Here is an 18,985-nt window from a genome sequence, read left to right as displayed (position 1 = left end):
GCCCACGGCCCGGTCAGCTCTGTCGCTGGCTGATGTCGACCATCCAGGGGATGCCGAACCGGTCCGTGCACATGCCGAACTCGTCGCCCCACATCTGCTTCTCCATCGGCACGGACACCGAGCCGTCGCCGACAGCTTCTCCCAGTAGCCGCGCAGCTCGGCGGTGTCGTCGCCGCTGAGGGACACCGAGAAGTTGTTCCCCGGCGTGTGCTCGGTCCCGGGCGGGACATCCGCGCCCATCAGGGTGAAGCCGCTCGGCGTCTCCAGCATCGCGTGCATGATCTTGTCGGAGTCCGGTGTGTCCGGCCGGCCGAAGTCGCCGTAGGTGTTGATGGCCAGGGTGCCGCCGAACACCTCCTTGTAGAACTCCATGGCCTGGCGGGCGTCGCCGTCGAAGCTGAGATACGGGTTGAGCGCGAAGCCATCGAAACCTCCCGGAAGGGCGGACAGTCACTGCTGCGCACCGTAGCGCCGGCCACTGACAGCGGCCCGTCGAAGCGCCCCCTCGGCGCAGTGCGGTGGCCGGGTACCGCCATGGCAGGCAGCATGTAATCCGGCCAGGCCATAACGGCACGAATCGGTCACGTGTGCAGCCGGGAGAGGACTCCATGCCATGAGCGACGCGCAGCAGCAGTACCGACCGCACAAGCGCCCGCGGCACCGAGCCCCGAGGGCCCTCACCGCTTTTGCCGCCGCCGGTGCCTGTGCGGTCGCGCTCGCCGCCTGTGGCGGTGACGGCGACGGCGGCGGCGGTACCACGTTCACTCCGCGCCCGTCGCCGCCGGCCACCGAGGCGTTCACGGGCAGTCCGCCCGCGCCCCTGGCGTCGGCGGCCCAGTCCGCGATCGAGTCCGCGCGCGCCTCCGCATCGGCCGCGGCGTCGTCCGCCTACGCGCGGGCCTCGGAGTTCGAGGCGTCCGTGTCGGCGGAGATCGCGCGTGCCAACGCTGCGGCCGAGGCCGAGTTGAAGGACGTCAAGGGCCGGGGCAACGCGACGTCCGATGTCTCGCTCACCGGCAAGCCGCGATCCGAGACGGGCGGCCTGCTCGCCCTGGTCGTGAACATCACCAACAGCACGGACAGCACCGCCTCCTACGCGGTCCAGGTCGACTTCCGCGACCCCGACGGGAAAGTCGTCGAGACCCATTTCGTGGGCGCGGAGGACCTCGAACCGGGGGAGCGGGTCCAGCCGCTCGTCATCAGCCGCAAGCCCCCCGAGCCGAAGCTGACCGCCGAGATCGCCAAGGCCCAGCGCTACTGAACATGCGGTCGGCCCGGTGGCTGATGGCCGCCTAACCGGTGCTTAAGCCCCGTCCCGGACGATGAACGGACCCGCCGCCGCGTACGGGCAGTACGGGCCCCGAACGCGGCCGCCAACAGTCCGGAGACAGGGGTAGGGACAGCAGATGAGAATCGCAGTCACGGGGTCGATCGCCGAGGATCATCTCATGGTCTACCCGGGCAGGTTCACGGAACAGTTCATCGCCGAGAGCCTGGACAAGGTATCGCTCTCGTTCCTGGTCGACGAGTTGGAGATCCGTGCCGGGGGAGTGGCGGCGAACATCGCCTTCGGCCTGGGTTCGCTGGGCCTGCGTCCCCTGCTCGTGGGCGCCGTGGGGCCGGGCTTCGAGCAGTACCGGGCGCGGCTGGAGCGACACGGCGTCGACACCGGACCGGTCCGGGTGAGCGAAACCAGGCACACAGCACGGTTCGTCTGCACCACGGACCGGGACCACAACCAGATCGGGTCCTTCTATGCCGGCGCCATGAGCGAAGCCCGGCTCATCGATCTGCGGACGGTGCAGGAGCGAACGGGCGCCCTCGACCTGGTTGTCGTATCGCCCAATGACCCGGAAGCGATGGTGCGGCACACCCGTGAGTGCGCCGAACTGGGCATCCCCTTCGTCGCCGACCCCTCGCAGCAGTTGGCGCGCATGGCGCGCGACGACGTCCGAGCGCTGCTGACGGGACCCGAGTTCCTGTTCACCAACGAGTACGAGAGCGTGCTCATCCAGGAGCGAAGCGGCTGGACCGAGCAGCAGATCCTCGGCCGGGTGGGCGGCTGGGTGATCACGCGGGGTGCCGAAGGCGCCGTCGTCCAGCGAGCCGGGCACCGCCCGGTCGTCGTCAAGTCGGTGCCGCCGTCGGGCGCGACCGAGCCCACCGGCGCGGGGGACGCCTTCCGGGCCGGCTTCCTCGCGGCCGTCGCCTGGGGGCTCGGCCTGGAGAGCGCCGCGCGGCTGGGGAGTGCCCTGGCCACCACGGTTCTGGAGTCCACCGGTACGCAGCAGTACACGCTGTCCGGTCAGGATCTGCTGGGGCGGATCCGCGACACCTACGGCGTCTCCGCGGTGGACGGGCTCGCCGCTCATCTGGCGGCGGGGCGATGACAGCCGCGGCCCCGCGGAGCGGATCGGGGTCCGGCTGTCCGAGGAGTTCCGGAGAACGACGATGACGACCTTCTCCTTCGAGTTCTTCCCCCCGAAGACCGAGGTGGGCGAACGCACCCTCTGGGACGCGATCCGCCGGGTGGAAGCCCTGCGTCCCGACTTCGTGTCCGTCACCTATGGAGCGGGTGGCTCGTCCCGGGACCGGACCGTGTCCGTCACCCGGCGTATCGCCGCCGAGACCACCCTGCGGCCGGTCGCCCACCTCACCGCGGTAGGCCACTCGGTCGCGGAACTGCGCCACATCATCGGCCAGTACGCGGACGCGGGCATCCGGGACGTCCTCGTGCTGCGGGGCGACCCGCCCGGCGACCCGAACGGCCCGTGGACACCTCACCCGGCCGGATTCACCTACGCGCGTGAACTCGTCGAACTCGTACGCTCCCTGGGGGACTTCACCATCGGGGTGGCCGCCTTTCCCGAAGGGCATCCGCGGTCGCCCGACCGGGAGAGCGACCTGCGGCACTTCGTCGCCAAGTGCCGGGCGGGCGCCGACTACGCGATCACGCAGATGTTCTTCGACGTCGAGGACTATCTGCGGTTGCGTGACCGGGTCGCGGCCGCGGGCTGTGAGACCCCGATCATCCCCGAGATCATGCCCGCAACGGACGTGCGCCAGATTCGCCGCTTCGCCGAACTGTCCGGCGCGGCCTTCCCCGAGGACCTGGCCCACCGGCTGGAACAGGCCCGCCACGATCCGGACGCGGCCCACCGCATCGGTGTCGAGTACGCAACGGCCATGGCCGAGCGCCTCCTCGCCGAGGGCGCGCCGGGGCTGCATTACATCACCCTCAACCGGTCCACGGCGGCGCTGGACATCCACCGGAACATCCAGACCGCAGCAGCCTCGGTACCGGCCCCCCGCCCCACCTCCGGAGCGTGAGCCCGGCGCCGGGTGATATGGGCAGCGAGCCTCTGACGCGGACCGGGAACGGGCCGTCGGCAGGGGCTCTCGCTGTGTTTGCAACGTGCGTCCGCTGTGGCCTGTTTCAGCAGCTCTTCCGCGATTTCAGGCCACTGCCGGGTCCGTGGTCCGCAGGAGTGCCATCATGCGGCTGAGGGGTCGGGGATACGGGGTGGTCGGTTGGGCGACCAGGTTGACGTGGCAGGACGTCGTTGACACAGCCGTACTCCCATGCCACCATTTAGATAGCTCGCTACGTAATTAAGTTACCGCCTCGACATCTAGGCGCGGCGCTCCGTCTGGCTGACGCGCCGCTTGCTGGAGGACAGTCGTAGTGCTCCCAGACCAACACCACTTACGCGATCCCGAGCACACACGACCCACATCCGTCGTCGTGCTGGGCGGCAGTCTCTTCGGTCGGATCGAGACCGTGTCGACTCTCGGCGAGGAGGAAGGATTCTCCGCAGCGGGGTATGCCGCCGACCCGGGCAAGGTGCAACGAATCATCACCGAGCGCCGGCCCGACATCGCGGTGGTGTTCGGCGCCGACGCGCTTCCCCTCATTCACGCGGTGGCGGCCAGTACACCCCGGCCGCGCCTCCTCGTCGTGTCGCCCACCCACAAGCGTGGGGAAGGGGACCTCACCCGCGCCCGCATCGCCGGAGTCGTGGTCAACCGGACCAGTCACGCGACCCTGATGCCCGCGCTCAGGCTGCTGCGCTCCGGATACCTGCTCATCGCGGAACACCGCCAGTCGGGCCAGACCGTGCCCGTCCAGCGGCGTCCGCCGTGGCGGTTCGACCGGCTCACCGCACGGGAGACCGAGGTCGTCCAGCTGATGCTGCGCGGCTGGAGCAATGTGGAGATCGCCGAAGCACTGGACCTGAGCGAAGCCACCGTCAAGAGCCATGTGCACAGCCTCATGGGCAAGCTCGAACTCAAGAGCCGGATCGACGTGATCACCACGGCCTACCGAACCGGTCTCGTACGCCCGGGCAGCCCACGGTTCACGCGGATGCCCCGCGCGGCCGCCGGCCGGCTCTGACATCCCCTCAGTACTCACGAAGAGAGATGAGCGAGATCATGGCCACGACCACCCGGCCCCCGGTTTCACCCTTCCTGAAGTTCGGCAACAAGATGATGCAGATGTTCCACTCCATGGGCATGCCCGTGGGGCCCATGCACCTGCTGCGCGTCAAGGGCCGGGTGTCCGGCCGGGAGTTCACCAACCCGGTGGCTCCGGTGAAGATCGACGGCGACATGTACATCCTCCAGGCCTTCCCCAAGTCGGACTGGGTGAAGAACGTCCGCGCCGCCGGCCGGGGCACCATGATCCGCGGCCGCAAGGCCCGGCCCGTGCAACTGATCGAGGTTCCGGAGGCGCAGCGGGGGCGGATCGCCCGCGAGTTCCCGACGCAGGTTCCGATGGGCGTCGGCATCTTCGTGAAGAACGGTGTGGTCGCCGACAAGAGCCCCGAGAGCTTCGAGCGGGCGGCCCCGGGAATCCCGATCTTCCGGGTCGTTCCCGTCTGACGGTCCGAACAGAAGAACCCGGCACGGCGTCCATGCCGTGCCGGGTTCTTCGTGTGCTCCAAAAAGCGGGGCGTGGGCGAAGGGCCCTGAAAGCGAGCGCCGTTCAGCCCGCCGTGCGCACCTCGCACAGCGGGGCACCCCGGGACACACCGGTCCCCGCGGCCACCTTGATGGCGTGCACCACGCCGGGACGGTGGGCCTTGACGGGCTGCTCCATCTTCATCGCCTCGATGACGAACAGCACGTCGCCCTCCGAGACTTCCGCGCCCTCGGCGGCGGACACCTTGACCACCGTACCGACCATCGGACTGGTCAGGACCGTGCCGTCGGATGCCGTCGCCACCGACGAGACACGCGCCTTGCGTCGCACCGCGGATCCGCCCGAGCGCACGGTGGTCACCGCCTTCGGTGCCGCGAGTGACTCGGGCAGCGCCACCTCCAGTCGGCGTCCGCCCACCTCGACGGTGTACGTCACCTGCTCGGGCCGCTCGGCGGTCTCGGCCGGGTCGCCCTCCCACGGGTCGATCCGCAGCGCCGCCTCCGACTCCAGCCACCGCGTGTGCACGGCGAGGCCGACGGCGGGGTCGCTCGCGGTGAACTCCGGACTGTCCAGCAGCGCCCGGAACAGTGGCAGGGTCGTCGGTATCCCGTCGACCTCGAACTCCTCCAGGGCTCGCCGTGCCCGTGCCAGCGCCTGCCCCCGGTCGGCGCCGGTGACGATGAGCTTGGCGAGCATCGAGTCGAAGGCTCCGTCGACGACCGCGCCCTCCTCGATCCCGGTGTCCACGCGGATGCCGGGGCCGGCCGGCGTGCGCCACCCGGTGACGGTGCCCGGGGTGGGCAGAAAGCCGCGCCCCACGTCCTCGCCGTTGATCCGGAACTCGACCGAGTGGCCTCGCCGGTCCACCGGGTCGGTGAACCCGAGCGGTTCGCCCGCGGCGATGCGGAACTGCTCCTGGACCAGGTCGATCCCGGTGATTTCCTCGGTCACCGGATGCTCCACCTGCAGCCGGGTGTTGACCTCCAGGAACGAGATGGTGCCGTCCTCCCCGAGCAGGAACTCGCAGGTGCCCGCACCCACATAACCGGCCTCGGCGAGCACCGCCTTCGACGCGGCGCGCAGCGTCTCCTCCTGTTCGGGGGTGAGGAAGGGGGCGGGCGCCTCCTCGACCAGTTTCTGGTGGCGCCGCTGCACGGAGCAGTCACGGGTGGAGACCACCACCACGTTGCCGTGGCTGTCCGCGAGGCACTGCGTCTCGACGTGCCGTGCCCGGTCCAGGTACTTCTCCACGAAGCAGTCGCCCCGACCGAAGGCGGCGGCGGCCTCGCGGGCGGCGGACTCCAGGAGTGGGGGGATCTCCTCCAGGGTGCGGGCCACCTTGAGCCCGCGGCCGCCGCCTCCGCCCACCGCCTTGATGGCCAGCGGCAGCCCGTGCTCGCGGGCGAAGTCGAGGACCTCGTCCGGTCCGGCGACGGGGCGGTCGGTGCCCGGTGCGAGCGGGGCCTGGACCCGCCGGGCGATCTCGCGGGCGGCCACCTTGTCGCCGAGCTGCTCGATCGCCTCCGGCGGCGGGCCGATCCAGGTCAGGTTCGCCGCGCGCACCGCCCGGGCGAATCCGGCGTCCTCGGAGAGGAAGCCGTAGCCGGGGTGGATCGCGTCCGCGCCGCACTCGGCGGCGACGGCCAGGATCTTGCCGACGTCCAGATAGGTGTCCGCGGCCGTGCTGCCGTGCAGGCCGTACGCCTCGTCGGCGAGCCGGGCGTGCGGCGCGTCCCGGTCCTGGTCCGCGTACACCGCGACGGAGCGCAGCCCCGCGTCCCGGCAGGCCCGGATGACGCGCACCGCGATCTCGCCGCGGTTGGCCACCAGTACCTTCTCCATGTGATGTGCTCCCGTTCTCGGGTGACGTGGAGCCACGTCAGACGAGGCTCATTCCGACGATCGCCGCGGCGAAGCCGACCAGGGCGATCCAGGTGCGGTGTCGGTTGGCGCGAGCCCACCGGCTGCGGGTCTCGGCCCAGGCTTCCGGCAGCCGCTCGGGCTCCCAGGTGTCGATGATCCGGTTCATCCGGACGTTGGACAGTTCCGACACCAGCGCGACACCGACGAGGCCCGCCTCCGCCACGGCGAAGGCGAGCTTCGCGTCCCCGCCGGGTGCCAGGACGATCAGCAGCAGACCGACACCCAGCGCGATCTTGTCGATGGTGGGCATGAGCGGGTCGAAACGGGGGTCCAGGAGCCGGTGGACCTGCACGTACCGCCGACCCGGCAGATCGGCGAGCATGGGGACCACCGCGATCTCGACGGCGACCAGTACGCCTGCCAGCGCACCGCTGAGCAGGATGAGCAGGGCCGCCAGGGCGTCGACGAACATGGGTAACCGGCTCCTCGGTCGTCAGTAGTCGAAGTTCATCATCAGTCGGTAGGTCCCCTTCTTCGCGAAGGTCCCGAAGAACGCGCGCATGAACAGATCGCGCGCCCCGCACACCAACGAGCCGCGCCACTTGCCGAGTTCGCCGATCCGGTACGCGCCGCGCACCATCGCCTCCACCCGCTCCCGGCGCACCTTCTCGTACTGTGCGACGGCGGTCCCGAGATCCGGCTCGCGGGCCAGCAGCCCGGACAGCACGACACCGTCCTCGATGGCCTGGCCGGCGCCCTGACTGAGGTTGAGGGTCATGGCGTGCGCCGCGTCACCGACCAGCACGACCCGTCCGTGACCCCAGGCCGCGTCACGCGTCGGCGGACGGTCCGCGATGTCGATGGGCAGGATCGCGTCCTCACGGGTCGCCGCCAGGATCCGCGGAATGGGGTCGGGCCAGTGCGCGTACGTCTCGCACATCACGTCCCGCTTGGTCTTGCGGAACATGTCGAAGGCGGCGCTCGTCTCGTCGGAGGTGATCGCGTCCCAGTAGACCTCGCGGTCGTTGAGCCGGCAGTAGAGGAAGCGCAGTCCGTTACGCCCCCACAGGTTGAAGAAGGTGCCACTGGGGACGAGGTCCTCGCCGGGGAGCTCGGCGATCGCCTGCCACGCCGTGTAGCCGGCGTAGCGGGGCGGCAGGTCGTGGCCGTGCCGCAGTGTGCTGCGTACGGCCGACCGCATGCCGTCGGCGCCGATCAGTACGTCGGCACGCTCCACGGATCCGTCCGCGAACCGGGCGGTCACCCCCTCGGCGTCCTGCTCGAACCCGACGCACTGGGCGCCCATCACGACCGAGTCACCCGCCTCCTCCAGGAGGAGGGAGTTGAGGTCGGAGCGGCGCAGCGCCACGGCCGGCGCGCCGATGCGCTGCGCCTCGGGCCCGATCTGCCAGCGGGCCAGGGTGCGGCCGCTGTCGGAGCGGAACTCGTGGACGAGTATCTCCGAACTGACCTTGGCGACCTGGTCGTCGAGGGACAGCTTCCGCAGGGCGACGAACGCGTTGTGCCACAGCATGAAACCGCCGCCGGTGAGCAGCCGGCTCGGTTCGGTCCTGCGCTCGAACACCTTGACGTCGACGCCGGCCTGCCGCAGACCGATCGCCGTGGTGAGGCCGCCGATACCGGCGCCGATCACCACTGCTTTCTGCACGGACATGGCGATCCCCTCAGCCGGCCGCGGGCAGGTCGCCCGGGGTGCGGTACGACTCGAGCGTGGCGCGCACCTCGTGGATCGAGCGCCGGAAGGAGTCGGCCCAGTACGGGAACATGGCGGCCGACTGCCGCATGTGCTCGGGATCGTCCGCCCACGTCCGGAACAGCTCCTCCGACTCCCACTCGGCGATCAGCGCGTACTTCGTGGGGTCGGAGGTGTCCTGCACCAGTTCGTCCCGCAGATGGCCGGGCGTTCCCCGGACCTTGCTGGTGACCTCGATGTACGCCTTCTCGAAGGCCTCGAAGTCCTCCGGCCTGATGGTCGCGGTCATGATGACGCGGATACTCATCGCGGAGCCGTTCCTTTCTCGGTCGGTGAGGTCTCGCTCGGTGCGGGCGAGGCGATGTGGGCCACCACCTCGAAGAGGGTCTTCGTCGCCGAGTCCCGGAGCTGGTCCAGCGCGGCGGACAGCGCCTGCCGGTCCTCGCTGCGCTGGTAGCGCGCGAGGTGCTCGGCCGTCTCCCAGTCCGCGGTGATGGTGTAGCGCAGGGGGTCCCCGGCGCCGCGCAGCATCGTCTGGCCGATGGAGCCGGGGTAGCGGCTCGCCACCTCGGCGGCGTCCCGCCAGGTCCGCTCGAAGGCATCGGTGCATCCTTCGCGGACGTGCATGTCCAGTGCGGTGCGGATCACGGCCGCCCCCAACCGCCGGTGCGGTGCCCGGTGAAGGGCCGCCAGACGGGCCGCTCGGGCCGGACCGCAGGCGGCTCGGTGGACGGGCCGCCGAGCCGGGCGACGAGCAGGGCCACCACCGCTGCCGTCTCGTGCGCGTCGGGTGTGCCCCGCACGATCCGCAGCATGTCCGGGGCCGCGGTCACGCGTTCCACGAGTAGAACTCCTTGGCCATCGCGTCGGCCGGACCGCGCCAGGTGACCGGGTCGTAGGCGGCGATGTGCGGCTTCAGCTTCTCGTTGACGTCCTGGAAGAGGTGGTGGCCGCGCACCTCCTCGATCCGGCCGCCGATGTCGCCCTCGGAGCCGATCAACTGGAAGTAGAGGCCGTGGAACTGGAAGAGCCTGCGGTGCTTCACCCCCACGAGATGGGGGAGTTCGGTGGCGTCCGACTCGGCCCAGATGTCGGAGACGACCCCGCTGTCCTCGGGGGCCATGCGCGCGACGATGAGCGTGTACTGCATGAGCACTCCTTTTCCCGGTGGCCGATCGGTCCCCGACCGCCTGGCGACATCCTCGATGTCACGGATAAAGCCGTTGTGAGGGGGCGACAAACGGCCCGACGGATCAACCAATTAGGTTGCTGGCTAACGTTTTTGGGTTATCGTGGCCATGGGCTGCCGCTGTGATCCCCCGCCAGCGGCAGCCCTCTCATGCGATTCGACCTGTCACGAGCCTCACCATGACCAGGAAGGCACGGCATGATCACTCGAAGAGCACTGCTCGGGGCGGCCGGGGCCGGCGCGATGACCCTTTCCCTCGGGGCCGCACCGCCCTCGGCCGGGCCGCGGGGCACGGCGGACTGGGACCGGCTGCGGGCCCATCTGAAGGGCCGTCTGGTGCTCCCGGGGGACAGCGCCTATCCGCTGGCCAAGCAGCTCAGCACCGCCGAGTTCGACACCATCCACCCGCAGGCCGTCGCCTACTGCGCGAGCCCCGCCGACGTGGCGCTGTGCCTGGCCTTCGCCCAGGACGAGGACATCGCGCTCGCCGCCCGCAGCGGCGGTCACAGCGCCGCCGGATACTCCACCACCACCGGCCTTGTCATCGACGTGTCCGGACTCGCAGGGGTGAGCGTCGGTCCGGACCGCGCGACGCTGGGCGCCGGCACCCAGCTCGTCGACGCGACGAACGCGCTCGCCCCGCACGGCCTTGCCGTGCCCGGCGGGTTCTGCCCCACCGTGGCCCTCGGCGGTTTCCTGCAGGGCGGGGGCACCGGACTGCTCACCCGTTACGCCGGCATTGCCAGCGACACCGTGCGAGCCGCCCGGGTGGTACTCGCCGGCGGACGGCACGTCCGGGTCTCGCCCGACCGCCACGCCGACCTGTACTGGGCGATCCGCGGAGGCGGCGGCGGCAACTTCGGCATCGTGACGTCGTACGAAATCGACCCCGTGCCCGTCACCGAGCTCTCGCGCGCCACCCTGGAGTGGAGCTACGACGCCGCTGTCGACATGCTCGACGCCTGGGCGCGCTGGATCGTGGACGCCCCGCGCACGGTCGGCGGCTCTGCGGTCGTGGCCCTGCCCGACGCGGCGCCGGGCAACACCCCGTTGGTGTCCGTCCTGTTGGGCTCGACGGGCGGACCGGAGGTGCTGGCCGCGGAGGCGGCACGGCTGGTCTCCGCGGTCGGCCGGGCCCCCGCCCGGCAGCAGACCACCACCAAGCCCTACGTCACCGCGATGATGGAGCAGTACGGCTGCGGCGACTACTCCGTGCCACAGTGCCACCGGACCGGCTCCAACCCCGAGGCACGGCTGCCCCGGGCGGCCTTCGCCACGGAGCGCAGCCGGCTCTTCGACGGGCCGCCGGCCCGCACCATGTGGGAGGACGTGGTCGGACTGTTCGACCAGGTCCGGGTGCCGGGACAGCGGCATCTCCTCCAAGTGGGCGCCCTGGGCGGGGCCGCCAACGACCCAGGCCGCACCGACACCGCCTATGTCCACCGCGACACCCTGTTCAACGTCAGCTGCCTGGGCGTGATCGCCGTGGGCCCCGTGGAGGAATCGGCGCGGGCCGCCGCCCGGCAGTGGGCGGACACCGGTTTCGGCGTCCTGGACCCGCACGCCAACGGCGAGACGTACCAGAACTTCATCGACCCGCGGCTGGAGAACTGGCGCTCCGCGTACTACGCGGAGAACTACGCCCGCCTCGTCGAGGTCAAGCGCAGGTACGACCCGTACCGGCAGTTCCGCTTCCCGCAGAGCATCGGCTGAGCCAGGGCGAGCGGCCCACCCGGAGCCGGGGGGCCGCTTCTCCTGTGTACGGGAGTGTCACGCGGCGAGGCGGGCGCGCTCTTCCACCCGGCGGCGGATCAGCGCCAGTTGCAGAGACGAGTTGGTGCTGATGCGGGCCGTCATGGTCTCGGTGTCGACCGGCGCCTGCGGCTTCATGGCGAAGTCCTGGACCCAGCGCATCTCGACACCCCCCTCGACCTTGCGGTACGTCCAGACGATGTCCATGAACTCGAACGGGCCGGTCTCGACCCGGCGGGCGCGGACCGTGCCCGTCTCCGGGTCCAGGGTCCGCTCCGACACCCAGCTCCACACGGTTCCGTTCTCGTCGGGGTGCATGCTGAGCCGGAAGGTCACGGAGTTCTCGGCGGTCTGCAGGATCTCGGCCTTCGCGTACTCGCTGAACAACTCGGGCCAGGCGGCGACGTCGTTCGTCTGCCGCCACACCTCGTCGTAGGGGGCGTCGATGACGATGCTCTGCTCGGTGTGGCCCGCCGTCAGCAGGCCGGCGTCGACCAGCCGCCGGTTCAGGGCGAACAGCAGCGCGGTGGCGCTCTTGCTGTGGTCGGCGCCGCTGTCCGGCTCCAGGCCGTAGCGTTGCTCCAGCTCGGAGACGACGCCGAGCACGCCGAGCGAGTCGACGCCGAGGGAGTCGAAGGACACCGTCTCGTCGAGGAGTTGGTCGGCGGTGAGGCCCGCACCCGAGGCACGGTTGATCAGTTCGGCGTACTCGTCAAGGGAGATCACGGTGACGGTCACGGTGGGGTGTGCCTTTCTGTGAGTTCGTGAGTCGGAGGTCCTACACGGACCGGATGACGACGGCCGCGTTGAAGCCCTCGAAGCCGCGCGCCAGCACCAGCGCGGTGCGCACGGTCGCCTGACGCGTCTCGCGTACGACGTCCAGGTCGATGCCCGGGGCGAGCTCGCCCAGGCTCGGGGTGCCGGGGATGACGGAGTCCCGGATGGACAGCAGCGCCATCGCCACGTCCAGCGGTGCCCCGCCCGCATGCAGGCGTCCCACGAGGCACTTGGGCACCGTCACCGGCACCCTGCGCGCCCCGAAGACCGCGCTGATCGCCTCGGCCTCGGCCCGGTCGGCCTCGGGCACCCCGAGCCCGTCGGCGAAGACCACGTCGACCTCGGACGGGTCGACCCGGGCATCGGCCAGCGCTCGTACGATCGCCCGCCGCAGTCCGGGCTCGCGGCCCGAACCGGGACGCGGGTCGAAGGTCGCGGCGTAGCCGGCGAGCACTCCGTAGCCCGGACCGGCGTCACGGGCGCGTACGGTGTCCTCGGCCTCGAGGATGAAGATCGCCCCGCCCTCGCCCGCGACGTATCCGTCCGCCTCGGCGTCGAAGGGACGGTAGGCCCTGACCGGGTCCTGACGTTCCGTCAGGAGTCGGGACGAGACGTGACAGGCCAGCGCGTAGGGGCCGAGCGGGGCGTCCGTGCCGCCGCTGACCACCGTCGTCGCGTCGTCGACCAGCGCCCGGCGGGCCTGGCCCAGCGCGTCGAGACCGCCGGCCTGCTCGCCCACCAGCACCCCGCAGGCGCCCTTCATACCGTGCCGGATGGAGATCTGGCCGGTGGTCGCCGCGTAGAACCAGGCGATGGACTGGTACGGCCCGACATAGCGCGCGCCCTTGTCCCACAGTTTCTGGATCTCGCGCTGACCGAACTCGTTTCCGCCCGACGAGGTTGCCGTGATCACCGACATGTCGTACTCGTCGAGGGCCGCCGGATCGATCTCCGCGTCCTCGAGCGCGCGTGCCGCGGCGACCAGGCCGAGCTGCGTCCACCGGTCGGTCTGCACCATGAGCCGGCCGTCGATGCTGTCACGCGGCGCGAAGTCGGCGACCTGGCCGGCCAGACGGACCGGATATCCGGAGGCGTCGAAGGTACTGATCGGCCCGATGCCGCTGACACCGTTGAGGGTCGCGTCCCAGAACTCCTTGGTGGTGGAGCCGTTCGGGGCGATCGCTGACACACCACTGAACACGGTGCGACGGTTCTTGGTCATTCCGTCACTTCCTGCTTGCCAGGCCGGGCCGGGCCAGCAGCATCGCCGACTGGAAGCCGCCGAAACCGCTGCCCACGCTCAGCACGATGTCGTTGACGTTCTTGCGCGCGGCCAGCGGCACGTAGTCGAGGTCCAGAGCCGGATCCTGGTGCTGCAGGTTGGCCGTGGGCGGGACCGTGTCGGTCTCGATCGCCAGCGCGCAGGCAGCGACCTCCAGGGCGCCGATGGCGCCGAGCGAGTGACCGATCATCGACTTGATGGAACTGACGGGAACCCGGTGGGCCGCCTCGCCCAGGGCCTTCTTCACCGCTGCCGTCTCATGACGGTCGTTCTGCGCCGTGCCGGAGCCGTGGGCGTTGACGTAACTGATCATGTCGGGCGTGATGCCGGCCCGGCGCATGGCGATCTCGATCGCCTCGGCCATGTCGAGCCCGTCCGGCTTGAGCCCGGTCATGTGGTAGGCGTTGCTGCGCTGCGCGAACCCGATGATCTCCGCGTAGCCGTGCGCGCCCCGGCGGGCCGCGTGCTCCCGGCTCTCCAGGACCAGCACCGCGGACCCCTCACCGAGCACGAAGCCGTCCCGGTCCCGGTCGAAGGGGCGGGAGGAGTGCGCGGCGTCCTCGTTGTTGCGCGAGGTGGCGCCGATGGCGTCGAAACAGGCCACCGTGATCGGGGAGATCGGGGCGTCGGTCGCCCCGGCGATCACGACGTCGGCGGCGCCCTCCGAGATGAGCTGCACCCCGTGGCCGACCGCATCGAGCCCGGAGGTGCAGCCGGTGGAGACCACCGTCGTCGGCCCCTCCGCGCCGGCCGTCCACGCCACCTCCACCGCGAGGGTGCTCGGGATGAGCGCCCGGTAGAGGTGGTCGGTGGCGAACTCGGGCGTGACCTCCCAGTTCTTGCCCGAGTCGCTGACCATCACGTACTCGTCCTCGAGCCGGGTGGTGCAGCCGACCGCACTGCCGATGCTGACGCCCACCCGCTCCGGGTCGGTCTGCCCGGGCTCCAGACCGGCGTCCGCGAGGGCCTCGCGGGCGGCGACCACGGCGAACTGTGCGCTGCGGTCCATGCGTTCCACCTCGTGCGGCGTCAGCCCCGCCGCGGCGGGGTCGAAGTCGACCTCCGCCGCGATCCGGGACTGGAAGCCGGCGGCGTCGAACAGTGTGATCCCGCGCGTCGCGGTCCGGCCGGCGGTCAGCAGATCCCAGTAGGCCGCCCGGCCGACGGCGCCCGGCGCCACCACGCCCACCCCGGTGACGACGGCTCCCCAGTCGCTCATCGCGGCTCTCCCGCGGGGGCCAGCTCGGGGAAGGGCAGGTCCTCGGTGTCCACGTGCCCGAGGTCGGGACGCGGGGCCAGCGGGCCCAGGTGGTAGACGAGCTCCGCGGCCTCGGTGCCCTTGTTCTCCAGCCGGTGCCGGACCCCGATCGGGACGAGGATGCCCTCCTGGGGGGCCAGCTCGATGTCCTCGCCGTTGAGCCGCATGACGATCCGTCCGGACAGCAGCAGGACGAACTCCTCCGAGTAGGGGTGGTAGTGCTCGCTGATGTACTCGCCGGGCTCGAGCCGGGCGTGGCCCATGAACCCGCTGGTGGCGCCCACGTTCGCGGGTCCGAGCAGGGTGCGCAGCGTGCCGCCCCGGTGCCGGTTCACGGGTACCTCGCCGAAGGCGACCTTGCGAAAGCTCTTCCGCGCGCTGTCCGTGCTCTCGTTGCTCATGAGACGTGACTCCTCAGGGTGTCGGGTGCGGTCACAGCGGCGAGTTGCCGTGCTTGCGCTCAGGAAGGGTGACCCGCTTGGAGCGGAGCATCTGCAGTCCGGTGTGGATGGCCGACCTGGTCTCGCGCGGGTCGATGACGTCGTCGACGAGGCCGCGCTCCGCTCCGTAGTACGGGTGCATCAGGGTGCGCTGGTACTCCTCGATCAGCCGACGCCGGGTGTCCTGCTCGTCGTCGGCGTTCTGGATGGCCCGTCGGTGGATCACGTTGGTCGCCGCCTCGGCGCCCATCACGGCCACCTCGTTGGAAGGCCAGGCGAGGGAGAGGTCGGTGCCGATGGACCGGGAGTCCATGACGATGTAGGCCCCTCCGTACGCCTTGCGCATCAGCACCTGGATGCGGGGCACCGTCGCCTCGCAGTACGCGTACAGGAGCTTGGCCCCGTTGCGGATGATGCCGTTGCGTTCCTGGTCGACACCCGGCAGGAAGCCCGGGACGTCCACCAGCGTCACCAGCGGGATGTTGAAGGAGTCGCAGAACCTGATGAACCGGGCGGCCTTCTGCGAGGCCTCGATGTCCAGGACACCGGCGAGGACCATGGGCTGGTTGGCCACCATGCCGACGACCTCGCCGCCGATCCGGGCGAGACCGATGACGACGTTCCCGGCCCAGGCCTGCTGCAACTCCAGGAAGTCGCCGTCGTCGACGATCTCCTCGATCACCTGACGTACGTCGTAGGGCTGGTTGGGGGAGTTGGGGACGATGTCGAGCAGACGGTCACAGGAGCGGTCGACCGGGTCGGCCGGGGCTTGTGCGGGCGGGAACTCCCGGTTGTTCGAGGGCAGGTACGACAGCAGCCAGCGCAGCGTCTCGAACGCGTCGTCCTCGTCGTCGTGGACGAACGTCGCCTGCCCGGACTCGGCGTGCACGTCCGCGCCGCCGAGCCCTTCCAGACCGATCTCCTCCCCGGTGACCGCCTTGATCACATCGGGCCCGGTGACGTACATGCTCGCCGTTCTGCGCACCATCAGCACAAAGTCGGTGAGTGCCGGTGAGTAGGCCGCGCCGCCGGCGCACGGTCCGAGCATCACGCTGATCTGCGGGATCACCCCCGACGCCGCGACATTGCGGCGGAAGATGCCGCCGTACCCCGCGAGGGCCATCACGCCCTCCTGGATGCGGGCGCCGGCACCGTCGTTGAGCCCGATCAACGGAGCGCCCGCACTCTGCGCCAGATCCATCACCTTGTGGATCTTCGCGGCGTGGGCCTCGCCGAGTGAGCCACCGAAGATCCCGAAGTCGTGTGCGTACACGAAGACCTTGCGGCCCTCGACCGTGCCCCAGCCGGTCAGCACACCGTCCGTGTAGGGGCGTTTGGCGTCCATCCCGAAGTCGGTGGCCCGATGCCGGCGCAGCATCTCCAGCTCGGTGAAGGAACCCGGGTCGAGCAGCCGCTCGATCCGCTCCCGCGCCGTCAACTTGCCCAGCCGGTGCTGCCGCTGGGCCGACTCCTCGTTCAGGCCCTCCACCACGCGCTGCTTGATGACGGCGAGTTCGGTGGTCCGGTCGATGAGCCCCTCGGCGGGCAGTCCGGCCGGGGCATCGCGTTCCTTCTCCCGCACCTCCGTCACAGCAGTGCCATGCCGTTGATCGTCCGACACGCCACTCACGCTCCCTCCAGCAGACGCGCTTCACGTGGCCGGCCCGATCGACCGGCACCCGTCGGAGTCTGCTGCGGCGGAAAAAAGTTCCTATTAGTCCGCCGCAAAGTCGAGGGACTTCGGCGCCGCTTATTCGGCGCTTTATCGGGGCCGCCGATACTCATGGCAGCCGAATGACCGGAAGGAAAGGACGGACAATGACTGCGACGCGCGGACGCGTAGTCCACCTGGACGGCGTCAAGCCCATCAAATGGGCTGGTGAGACGGGGCGTTGGCTGCTCCGTGGCGAGGATACCGGTGGTCTGTATTCCTTCTTCGAGGTGACGACCCCGCCCGGCGGCGGACCGCCGTTGCACATTCACGAGGACGTCGACGAGTCCTTCTACGTCATCGACGGGGAATACGAGATCGAGCTCGACGGAGAAAAGCACAAGGCGCCGGCCGGCAGTCTGGTGTACGGGCCCCGCGGGGTGGGGCACGCCTTCGTCAACACCTGGCACAGGCCGAGCAAGATGCTGTGCATCGCCACCCCGGGTGGCGTCGAGAACTGGTTCGAGGAACTGGGCCGGCTGATCGACGGTCAGGGCCCGCCGGACTGGGAGAAGATGCAGGCGCTCGCCACCAAGCACCACATCGTCGGGTTCCGTCCCAAGCGCGGTCCGCTCGCTGCGGGCGGCGGCCGGCCGGGTGGACCTGCGGGCGGCGCGCCCGCGGAACGGGGCTAGGCCATGGCTGGGAACTCGGCCGACATCCTCGCCGGGACCGTGGCGGGCGTCGCCGTCATCCTGACGGCGGGGTCGGTGCTCGTTCCCCTGCTGCGGCGCTTGAGGCAGCCACCGGTGATCGCCGAGATCCTTGCGGGGATTCTGCTGGGTCCCAGCCTGCTCGGCCTCCTTCCGGGCGACCTGCCCGACGTGCTGTTCCCGGCTCAGACGCGTTCCGGGCTGGCCGCGATAGCGCAGGTGGGCATCCTGCTCTTCATGTTCCTGATCGGGTGGGAAATCGATCTGAGGCAGGTGAGCGCCCGCAAGAAGGCGGTGCTCAGCATCTCCCTGGCGGCGATCGCGGTGCCGTTCGTCACCGGTGCGGCGCTGGCCGCCTGGATCCACGCCGGGCACGACACCGTCGGCGGGCACCACGTGGGGAAGCTGCCCTTCGTCCTGTTCGTCGGCACGGCGATGGCCATCACGGCGTTCCCGGTGCTCGCCCGGATCATCCTGGAGCACCGCCTCCAGCACACTCGCGTGGGCATCGTCGCCCTGGCGAGCGCCGCCGTGGGCGACGCACTCGCCTGGTGCATGCTCGCGGCGGTGTCGGTGGTGGCGGTCTCCACCGGCTCCGGCCAGGTGATCACGGTCGTCGGCGGCACGGCGCTGTACGCCCTGGTGCTCTTCGTCGTCGTACGCCCACTGCTGCGCAGGCTGATCGACGGGATGACGAAGAACGACGTCGCCTCACCGCGGCTGCTTCCGATCCTCGCGGCCGGCGTCTTCCTCTCCGCCTACGTCACGCACCGGATCGGACTGGACGCGATCTTCGGTGCCTTCACCTTCGGTCTGATCATGCCGCGCGACTCGCTCAAGCGGCTCAGGTCCTCGGTGTGCGTGCCGTTCGAGCACATCACGACGCTGCTCATGCCCATCTTCTTCATCACCACCGGGCTTTCGGTCGACGTCACGCAGCTGGGCGGGGCCGGGCTCCTGGAACTGGTCGCCATCGTGCTGGTCGCCTGCTTCGGGAAGATGTCGGGGGCGATAGCCGCGGCCCGGATGACGGGCATGACCTGGCGCGAGTCCTCGGTCGTCGGAGTGCTGATGAACACCCGGGGGCTCACCGAGCTCATCATCCTGAACGCCGGGGTGAGCATGGGTGTCCTGGACAACCGCATGTTCACGATGATGGTGCTGATGGCGCTGGTGACCACGGCCCTGGCCGGCCCGCTCGTGCCCCGCCAGTCCTATGCGCGTGGCGACACCGAACTGCCGCTCAGTCAGGCGGCTGTTCCACAGACCAAGTGAGACACCGTCGGCTCGCGGGGCCCTGGGACCGGTGTCCATGACCGAACCCGCGGCTCCGCGACCGACTCGACTCCGCCCCGGTCCCGCTCCGCGGCTGACCTGTTCCCCGTCCGCCCGGCCCCGCTCCGCGGCCGGCTCGTTCCCCGC

20 protein-coding genes and 2 pseudogenes are annotated in these 18,985 nt (G+C 70.3%); 8 read left to right on the top strand and 14 right to left on the bottom strand.

Annotated elements, in window-relative coordinates; all coding sequences use genetic code 11:
- Positions 1-13: 13 nt before the first annotated feature.
- Positions 14-372: pseudogene (locus StrepF001_RS27900) on the bottom strand (VOC family protein).
- Positions 373-613: 241 nt separating this feature from the next.
- On the opposite strand from StrepF001_RS27900, the gene StrepF001_RS27895 reads away from it, so the two are divergent.
- The 5 genes from StrepF001_RS27895 to StrepF001_RS27875 all read left to right on the top strand — a co-directional run bounded on the left by StrepF001_RS27895 (position 614) and on the right by StrepF001_RS27875 (position 4,884).
- Positions 614-1,261 (top strand): hypothetical protein, encoded by a 648-nt coding sequence (locus StrepF001_RS27895; protein ID WP_129800990.1) that lies wholly within the window; start codon positions 614-616, stop codon positions 1,259-1,261.
- 145 nt (positions 1,262-1,406) lie between these two features.
- Entirely contained in the window at positions 1,407-2,390 is a 984-nt protein-coding gene (locus StrepF001_RS27890; RefSeq protein WP_129800989.1) for a carbohydrate kinase family protein, read from the top strand.
- 61 nt (positions 2,391-2,451) lie between these two features.
- A complete protein-coding gene (gene metF / locus StrepF001_RS27885) occupies positions 2,452-3,330 on the top strand; it encodes a methylenetetrahydrofolate reductase [NAD(P)H] (RefSeq protein WP_129800988.1) in 879 nt (292 codons plus the stop codon).
- 415 nt (positions 3,331-3,745) lie between these two features.
- The gene (locus StrepF001_RS27880) at positions 3,746-4,396 is read left to right on the top strand and encodes a response regulator transcription factor (protein ID WP_129800987.1); all 651 of its coding nucleotides are present in this window, start codon (positions 3,746-3,748) and stop codon (positions 4,394-4,396) included.
- Between the two features lie 38 nt (positions 4,397-4,434).
- Positions 4,435-4,884: a nitroreductase/quinone reductase family protein gene (locus StrepF001_RS27875; RefSeq protein WP_129800986.1), complete on the top strand. Its 450-nt coding sequence runs from the start codon at positions 4,435-4,437 to the stop codon at positions 4,882-4,884.
- 103 nt (positions 4,885-4,987) lie between these two features.
- Here StrepF001_RS27875 and StrepF001_RS27870 read toward each other — a convergent pair whose 3' ends face one another.
- From StrepF001_RS27870 to StrepF001_RS27840, 7 genes are read right to left on the bottom strand one after another with little or no spacing between them, the layout of a single operon-like run.
- A complete protein-coding gene (locus StrepF001_RS27870) occupies positions 4,988-6,766 on the bottom strand; it encodes a biotin carboxylase N-terminal domain-containing protein (RefSeq protein ID WP_129800985.1) in 1,779 nt (592 codons plus the stop codon).
- A 37-nt stretch (positions 6,767-6,803) separates the two neighbouring features.
- Complete coding sequence (locus StrepF001_RS27865) at positions 6,804-7,259, bottom strand: anthrone oxygenase family protein (protein ID WP_129800984.1); 456 nt, start codon at positions 7,257-7,259, stop codon at positions 6,804-6,806.
- A 21-nt stretch (positions 7,260-7,280) separates the two neighbouring features.
- A complete protein-coding gene (locus tag StrepF001_RS27860) occupies positions 7,281-8,462 on the bottom strand; it encodes an FAD-dependent monooxygenase (RefSeq protein ID WP_129800983.1) in 1,182 nt (393 codons plus the stop codon).
- A gap of 10 nt (positions 8,463-8,472) precedes the next feature.
- Positions 8,473-8,808 (bottom strand): antibiotic biosynthesis monooxygenase family protein, encoded by a 336-nt coding sequence (locus tag StrepF001_RS27855; RefSeq protein WP_129800982.1) that lies wholly within the window; start codon positions 8,806-8,808, stop codon positions 8,473-8,475.
- Positions 8,805-9,149, bottom strand: coding sequence for an antibiotic biosynthesis monooxygenase family protein (locus StrepF001_RS27850; protein ID WP_129800981.1), 345 nt, complete (start codon positions 9,147-9,149; stop codon positions 8,805-8,807). Before StrepF001_RS27850 ends, StrepF001_RS27855 begins: the two co-directional genes overlap by 4 nt.
- Complete coding sequence (locus StrepF001_RS27845; protein WP_129800980.1) at positions 9,146-9,343, bottom strand: acyl-CoA carboxylase epsilon subunit; 198 nt, start codon at positions 9,341-9,343, stop codon at positions 9,146-9,148. The genes StrepF001_RS27850 and StrepF001_RS27845 overlap by 4 nt, the downstream gene beginning before the upstream one ends.
- Positions 9,331-9,651, bottom strand: coding sequence for a TcmI family type II polyketide cyclase (locus tag StrepF001_RS27840; RefSeq protein ID WP_129800979.1), 321 nt, complete (start codon positions 9,649-9,651; stop codon positions 9,331-9,333). The genes StrepF001_RS27845 and StrepF001_RS27840 overlap by 13 nt, the downstream gene beginning before the upstream one ends.
- A 237-nt stretch (positions 9,652-9,888) precedes the next feature.
- Here StrepF001_RS27840 and StrepF001_RS27835 point away from each other — a divergent pair, with 237 nt between their 5' ends.
- The gene (locus StrepF001_RS27835) at positions 9,889-11,403 is read left to right on the top strand and encodes an FAD-binding protein (protein WP_129800978.1); all 1,515 of its coding nucleotides are present in this window, start codon (positions 9,889-9,891) and stop codon (positions 11,401-11,403) included.
- 57 nt (positions 11,404-11,460) lie between these two features.
- Here StrepF001_RS27835 and StrepF001_RS48370 read toward each other — a convergent pair whose 3' ends face one another.
- The 6 genes and pseudogenes from StrepF001_RS48370 to StrepF001_RS27810 form a co-directional block, all read right to left on the bottom strand.
- Entirely contained in the window at positions 11,461-11,922 is a 462-nt protein-coding gene (locus tag StrepF001_RS48370; RefSeq protein WP_224736450.1) for an SRPBCC family protein, read from the bottom strand.
- Positions 11,923-12,009: 87 nt separating this feature from the next.
- Positions 12,010-12,168, bottom strand: a pseudogene (locus tag StrepF001_RS49620) (phosphopantetheine-binding protein); the annotation flags it as partial.
- A gap of 52 nt (positions 12,169-12,220) precedes the next feature.
- Positions 12,221-13,441, bottom strand: a complete 1,221-nt coding sequence (locus StrepF001_RS27825; RefSeq protein ID WP_129800976.1) for a ketosynthase chain-length factor — start codon at positions 13,439-13,441, stop codon at positions 12,221-12,223.
- A gap of 4 nt (positions 13,442-13,445) precedes the next feature.
- Positions 13,446-14,720 carry a beta-ketoacyl-[acyl-carrier-protein] synthase family protein gene (locus StrepF001_RS27820; protein WP_129800975.1) on the bottom strand — a complete coding sequence of 425 codons (1,275 nt, stop codon included), beginning with the start codon at positions 14,718-14,720 and terminating at the stop codon, positions 13,446-13,448.
- The gene (locus tag StrepF001_RS27815) at positions 14,717-15,160 is read right to left on the bottom strand and encodes a cupin domain-containing protein (protein ID WP_129800974.1); all 444 of its coding nucleotides are present in this window, start codon (positions 15,158-15,160) and stop codon (positions 14,717-14,719) included. Before StrepF001_RS27815 ends, StrepF001_RS27820 begins: the two co-directional genes overlap by 4 nt.
- Before the next feature lie 31 nt (positions 15,161-15,191).
- The gene (locus StrepF001_RS27810; RefSeq protein ID WP_240797721.1) at positions 15,192-16,730 is read right to left on the bottom strand and encodes an acyl-CoA carboxylase subunit beta; all 1,539 of its coding nucleotides are present in this window, start codon (positions 16,728-16,730) and stop codon (positions 15,192-15,194) included.
- A gap of 287 nt (positions 16,731-17,017) precedes the next feature.
- Here StrepF001_RS27810 and StrepF001_RS27805 point away from each other — a divergent pair, with 287 nt between their 5' ends.
- Together StrepF001_RS27805 and StrepF001_RS27800 are read left to right on the top strand one after the other, a co-directional pair.
- A complete protein-coding gene (locus StrepF001_RS27805) occupies positions 17,018-17,545 on the top strand; it encodes a cupin domain-containing protein (RefSeq protein WP_129800973.1) in 528 nt (175 codons plus the stop codon).
- A gap of 3 nt (positions 17,546-17,548) precedes the next feature.
- Positions 17,549-18,838 carry a cation:proton antiporter gene (locus tag StrepF001_RS27800; RefSeq protein WP_129800972.1) on the top strand — a complete coding sequence of 430 codons (1,290 nt, stop codon included), beginning with the start codon at positions 17,549-17,551 and terminating at the stop codon, positions 18,836-18,838.
- Positions 18,839-18,985: the final 147 nt, after the last annotated feature.

Origin of the sequence: Streptomyces sp. F001, assembly GCF_004187715.1 — a bacterium.
GTDB lineage: Bacteria > Actinomycetota > Actinomycetes > Streptomycetales > Streptomycetaceae > Streptomyces > Streptomyces flavusporus.
This window is presented reverse-complemented; position numbering and strand designations above follow the sequence as displayed.

What these genes read in the sequence shown, in the direction of transcription:
- StrepF001_RS27895 (WP_129800990.1), top strand. Translation starts at nt 614, where the DNA reads ATGAGCGACGCGCAGCAGCAGTACCGACCGCACAAGCGCCCGCGGCAC.
- StrepF001_RS27890 (WP_129800989.1), top strand. Translation starts at nt 1,407, where the DNA reads ATGAGAATCGCAGTCACGGGGTCGATCGCCGAGGATCATCTCATGGTC.
- metF (WP_129800988.1), top strand. Translation starts at nt 2,452, where the DNA reads ATGACGACCTTCTCCTTCGAGTTCTTCCCCCCGAAGACCGAGGTGGGC.
- StrepF001_RS27875 (WP_129800986.1), top strand. Translation starts at nt 4,435, where the DNA reads ATGGCCACGACCACCCGGCCCCCGGTTTCACCCTTCCTGAAGTTCGGC.
- StrepF001_RS27870 (WP_129800985.1), bottom strand. Translation starts at nt 6,766, where the DNA reads ATGGAGAAGGTACTGGTGGCCAACCGCGGCGAGATCGCGGTGCGCGTC.
- StrepF001_RS27865 (WP_129800984.1), bottom strand. Translation starts at nt 7,259, where the DNA reads ATGTTCGTCGACGCCCTGGCGGCCCTGCTCATCCTGCTCAGCGGTGCG.
- StrepF001_RS27860 (WP_129800983.1), bottom strand. Translation starts at nt 8,462, where the DNA reads ATGTCCGTGCAGAAAGCAGTGGTGATCGGCGCCGGTATCGGCGGCCTC.
- StrepF001_RS27855 (WP_129800982.1), bottom strand. Translation starts at nt 8,808, where the DNA reads ATGAGTATCCGCGTCATCATGACCGCGACCATCAGGCCGGAGGACTTC.
- StrepF001_RS27840 (WP_129800979.1), bottom strand. Translation starts at nt 9,651, where the DNA reads ATGCAGTACACGCTCATCGTCGCGCGCATGGCCCCCGAGGACAGCGGG.
- StrepF001_RS27835 (WP_129800978.1), top strand. Translation starts at nt 9,889, where the DNA reads ATGATCACTCGAAGAGCACTGCTCGGGGCGGCCGGGGCCGGCGCGATG.
- StrepF001_RS27825 (WP_129800976.1), bottom strand. Translation starts at nt 13,441, where the DNA reads ATGACCAAGAACCGTCGCACCGTGTTCAGTGGTGTGTCAGCGATCGCC.
- StrepF001_RS27820 (WP_129800975.1), bottom strand. Translation starts at nt 14,720, where the DNA reads ATGAGCGACTGGGGAGCCGTCGTCACCGGGGTGGGCGTGGTGGCGCCG.
- StrepF001_RS27815 (WP_129800974.1), bottom strand. Translation starts at nt 15,160, where the DNA reads ATGAGCAACGAGAGCACGGACAGCGCGCGGAAGAGCTTTCGCAAGGTC.
- StrepF001_RS27805 (WP_129800973.1), top strand. Translation starts at nt 17,018, where the DNA reads ATGACTGCGACGCGCGGACGCGTAGTCCACCTGGACGGCGTCAAGCCC.
- StrepF001_RS27800 (WP_129800972.1), top strand. Translation starts at nt 17,549, where the DNA reads ATGGCTGGGAACTCGGCCGACATCCTCGCCGGGACCGTGGCGGGCGTC.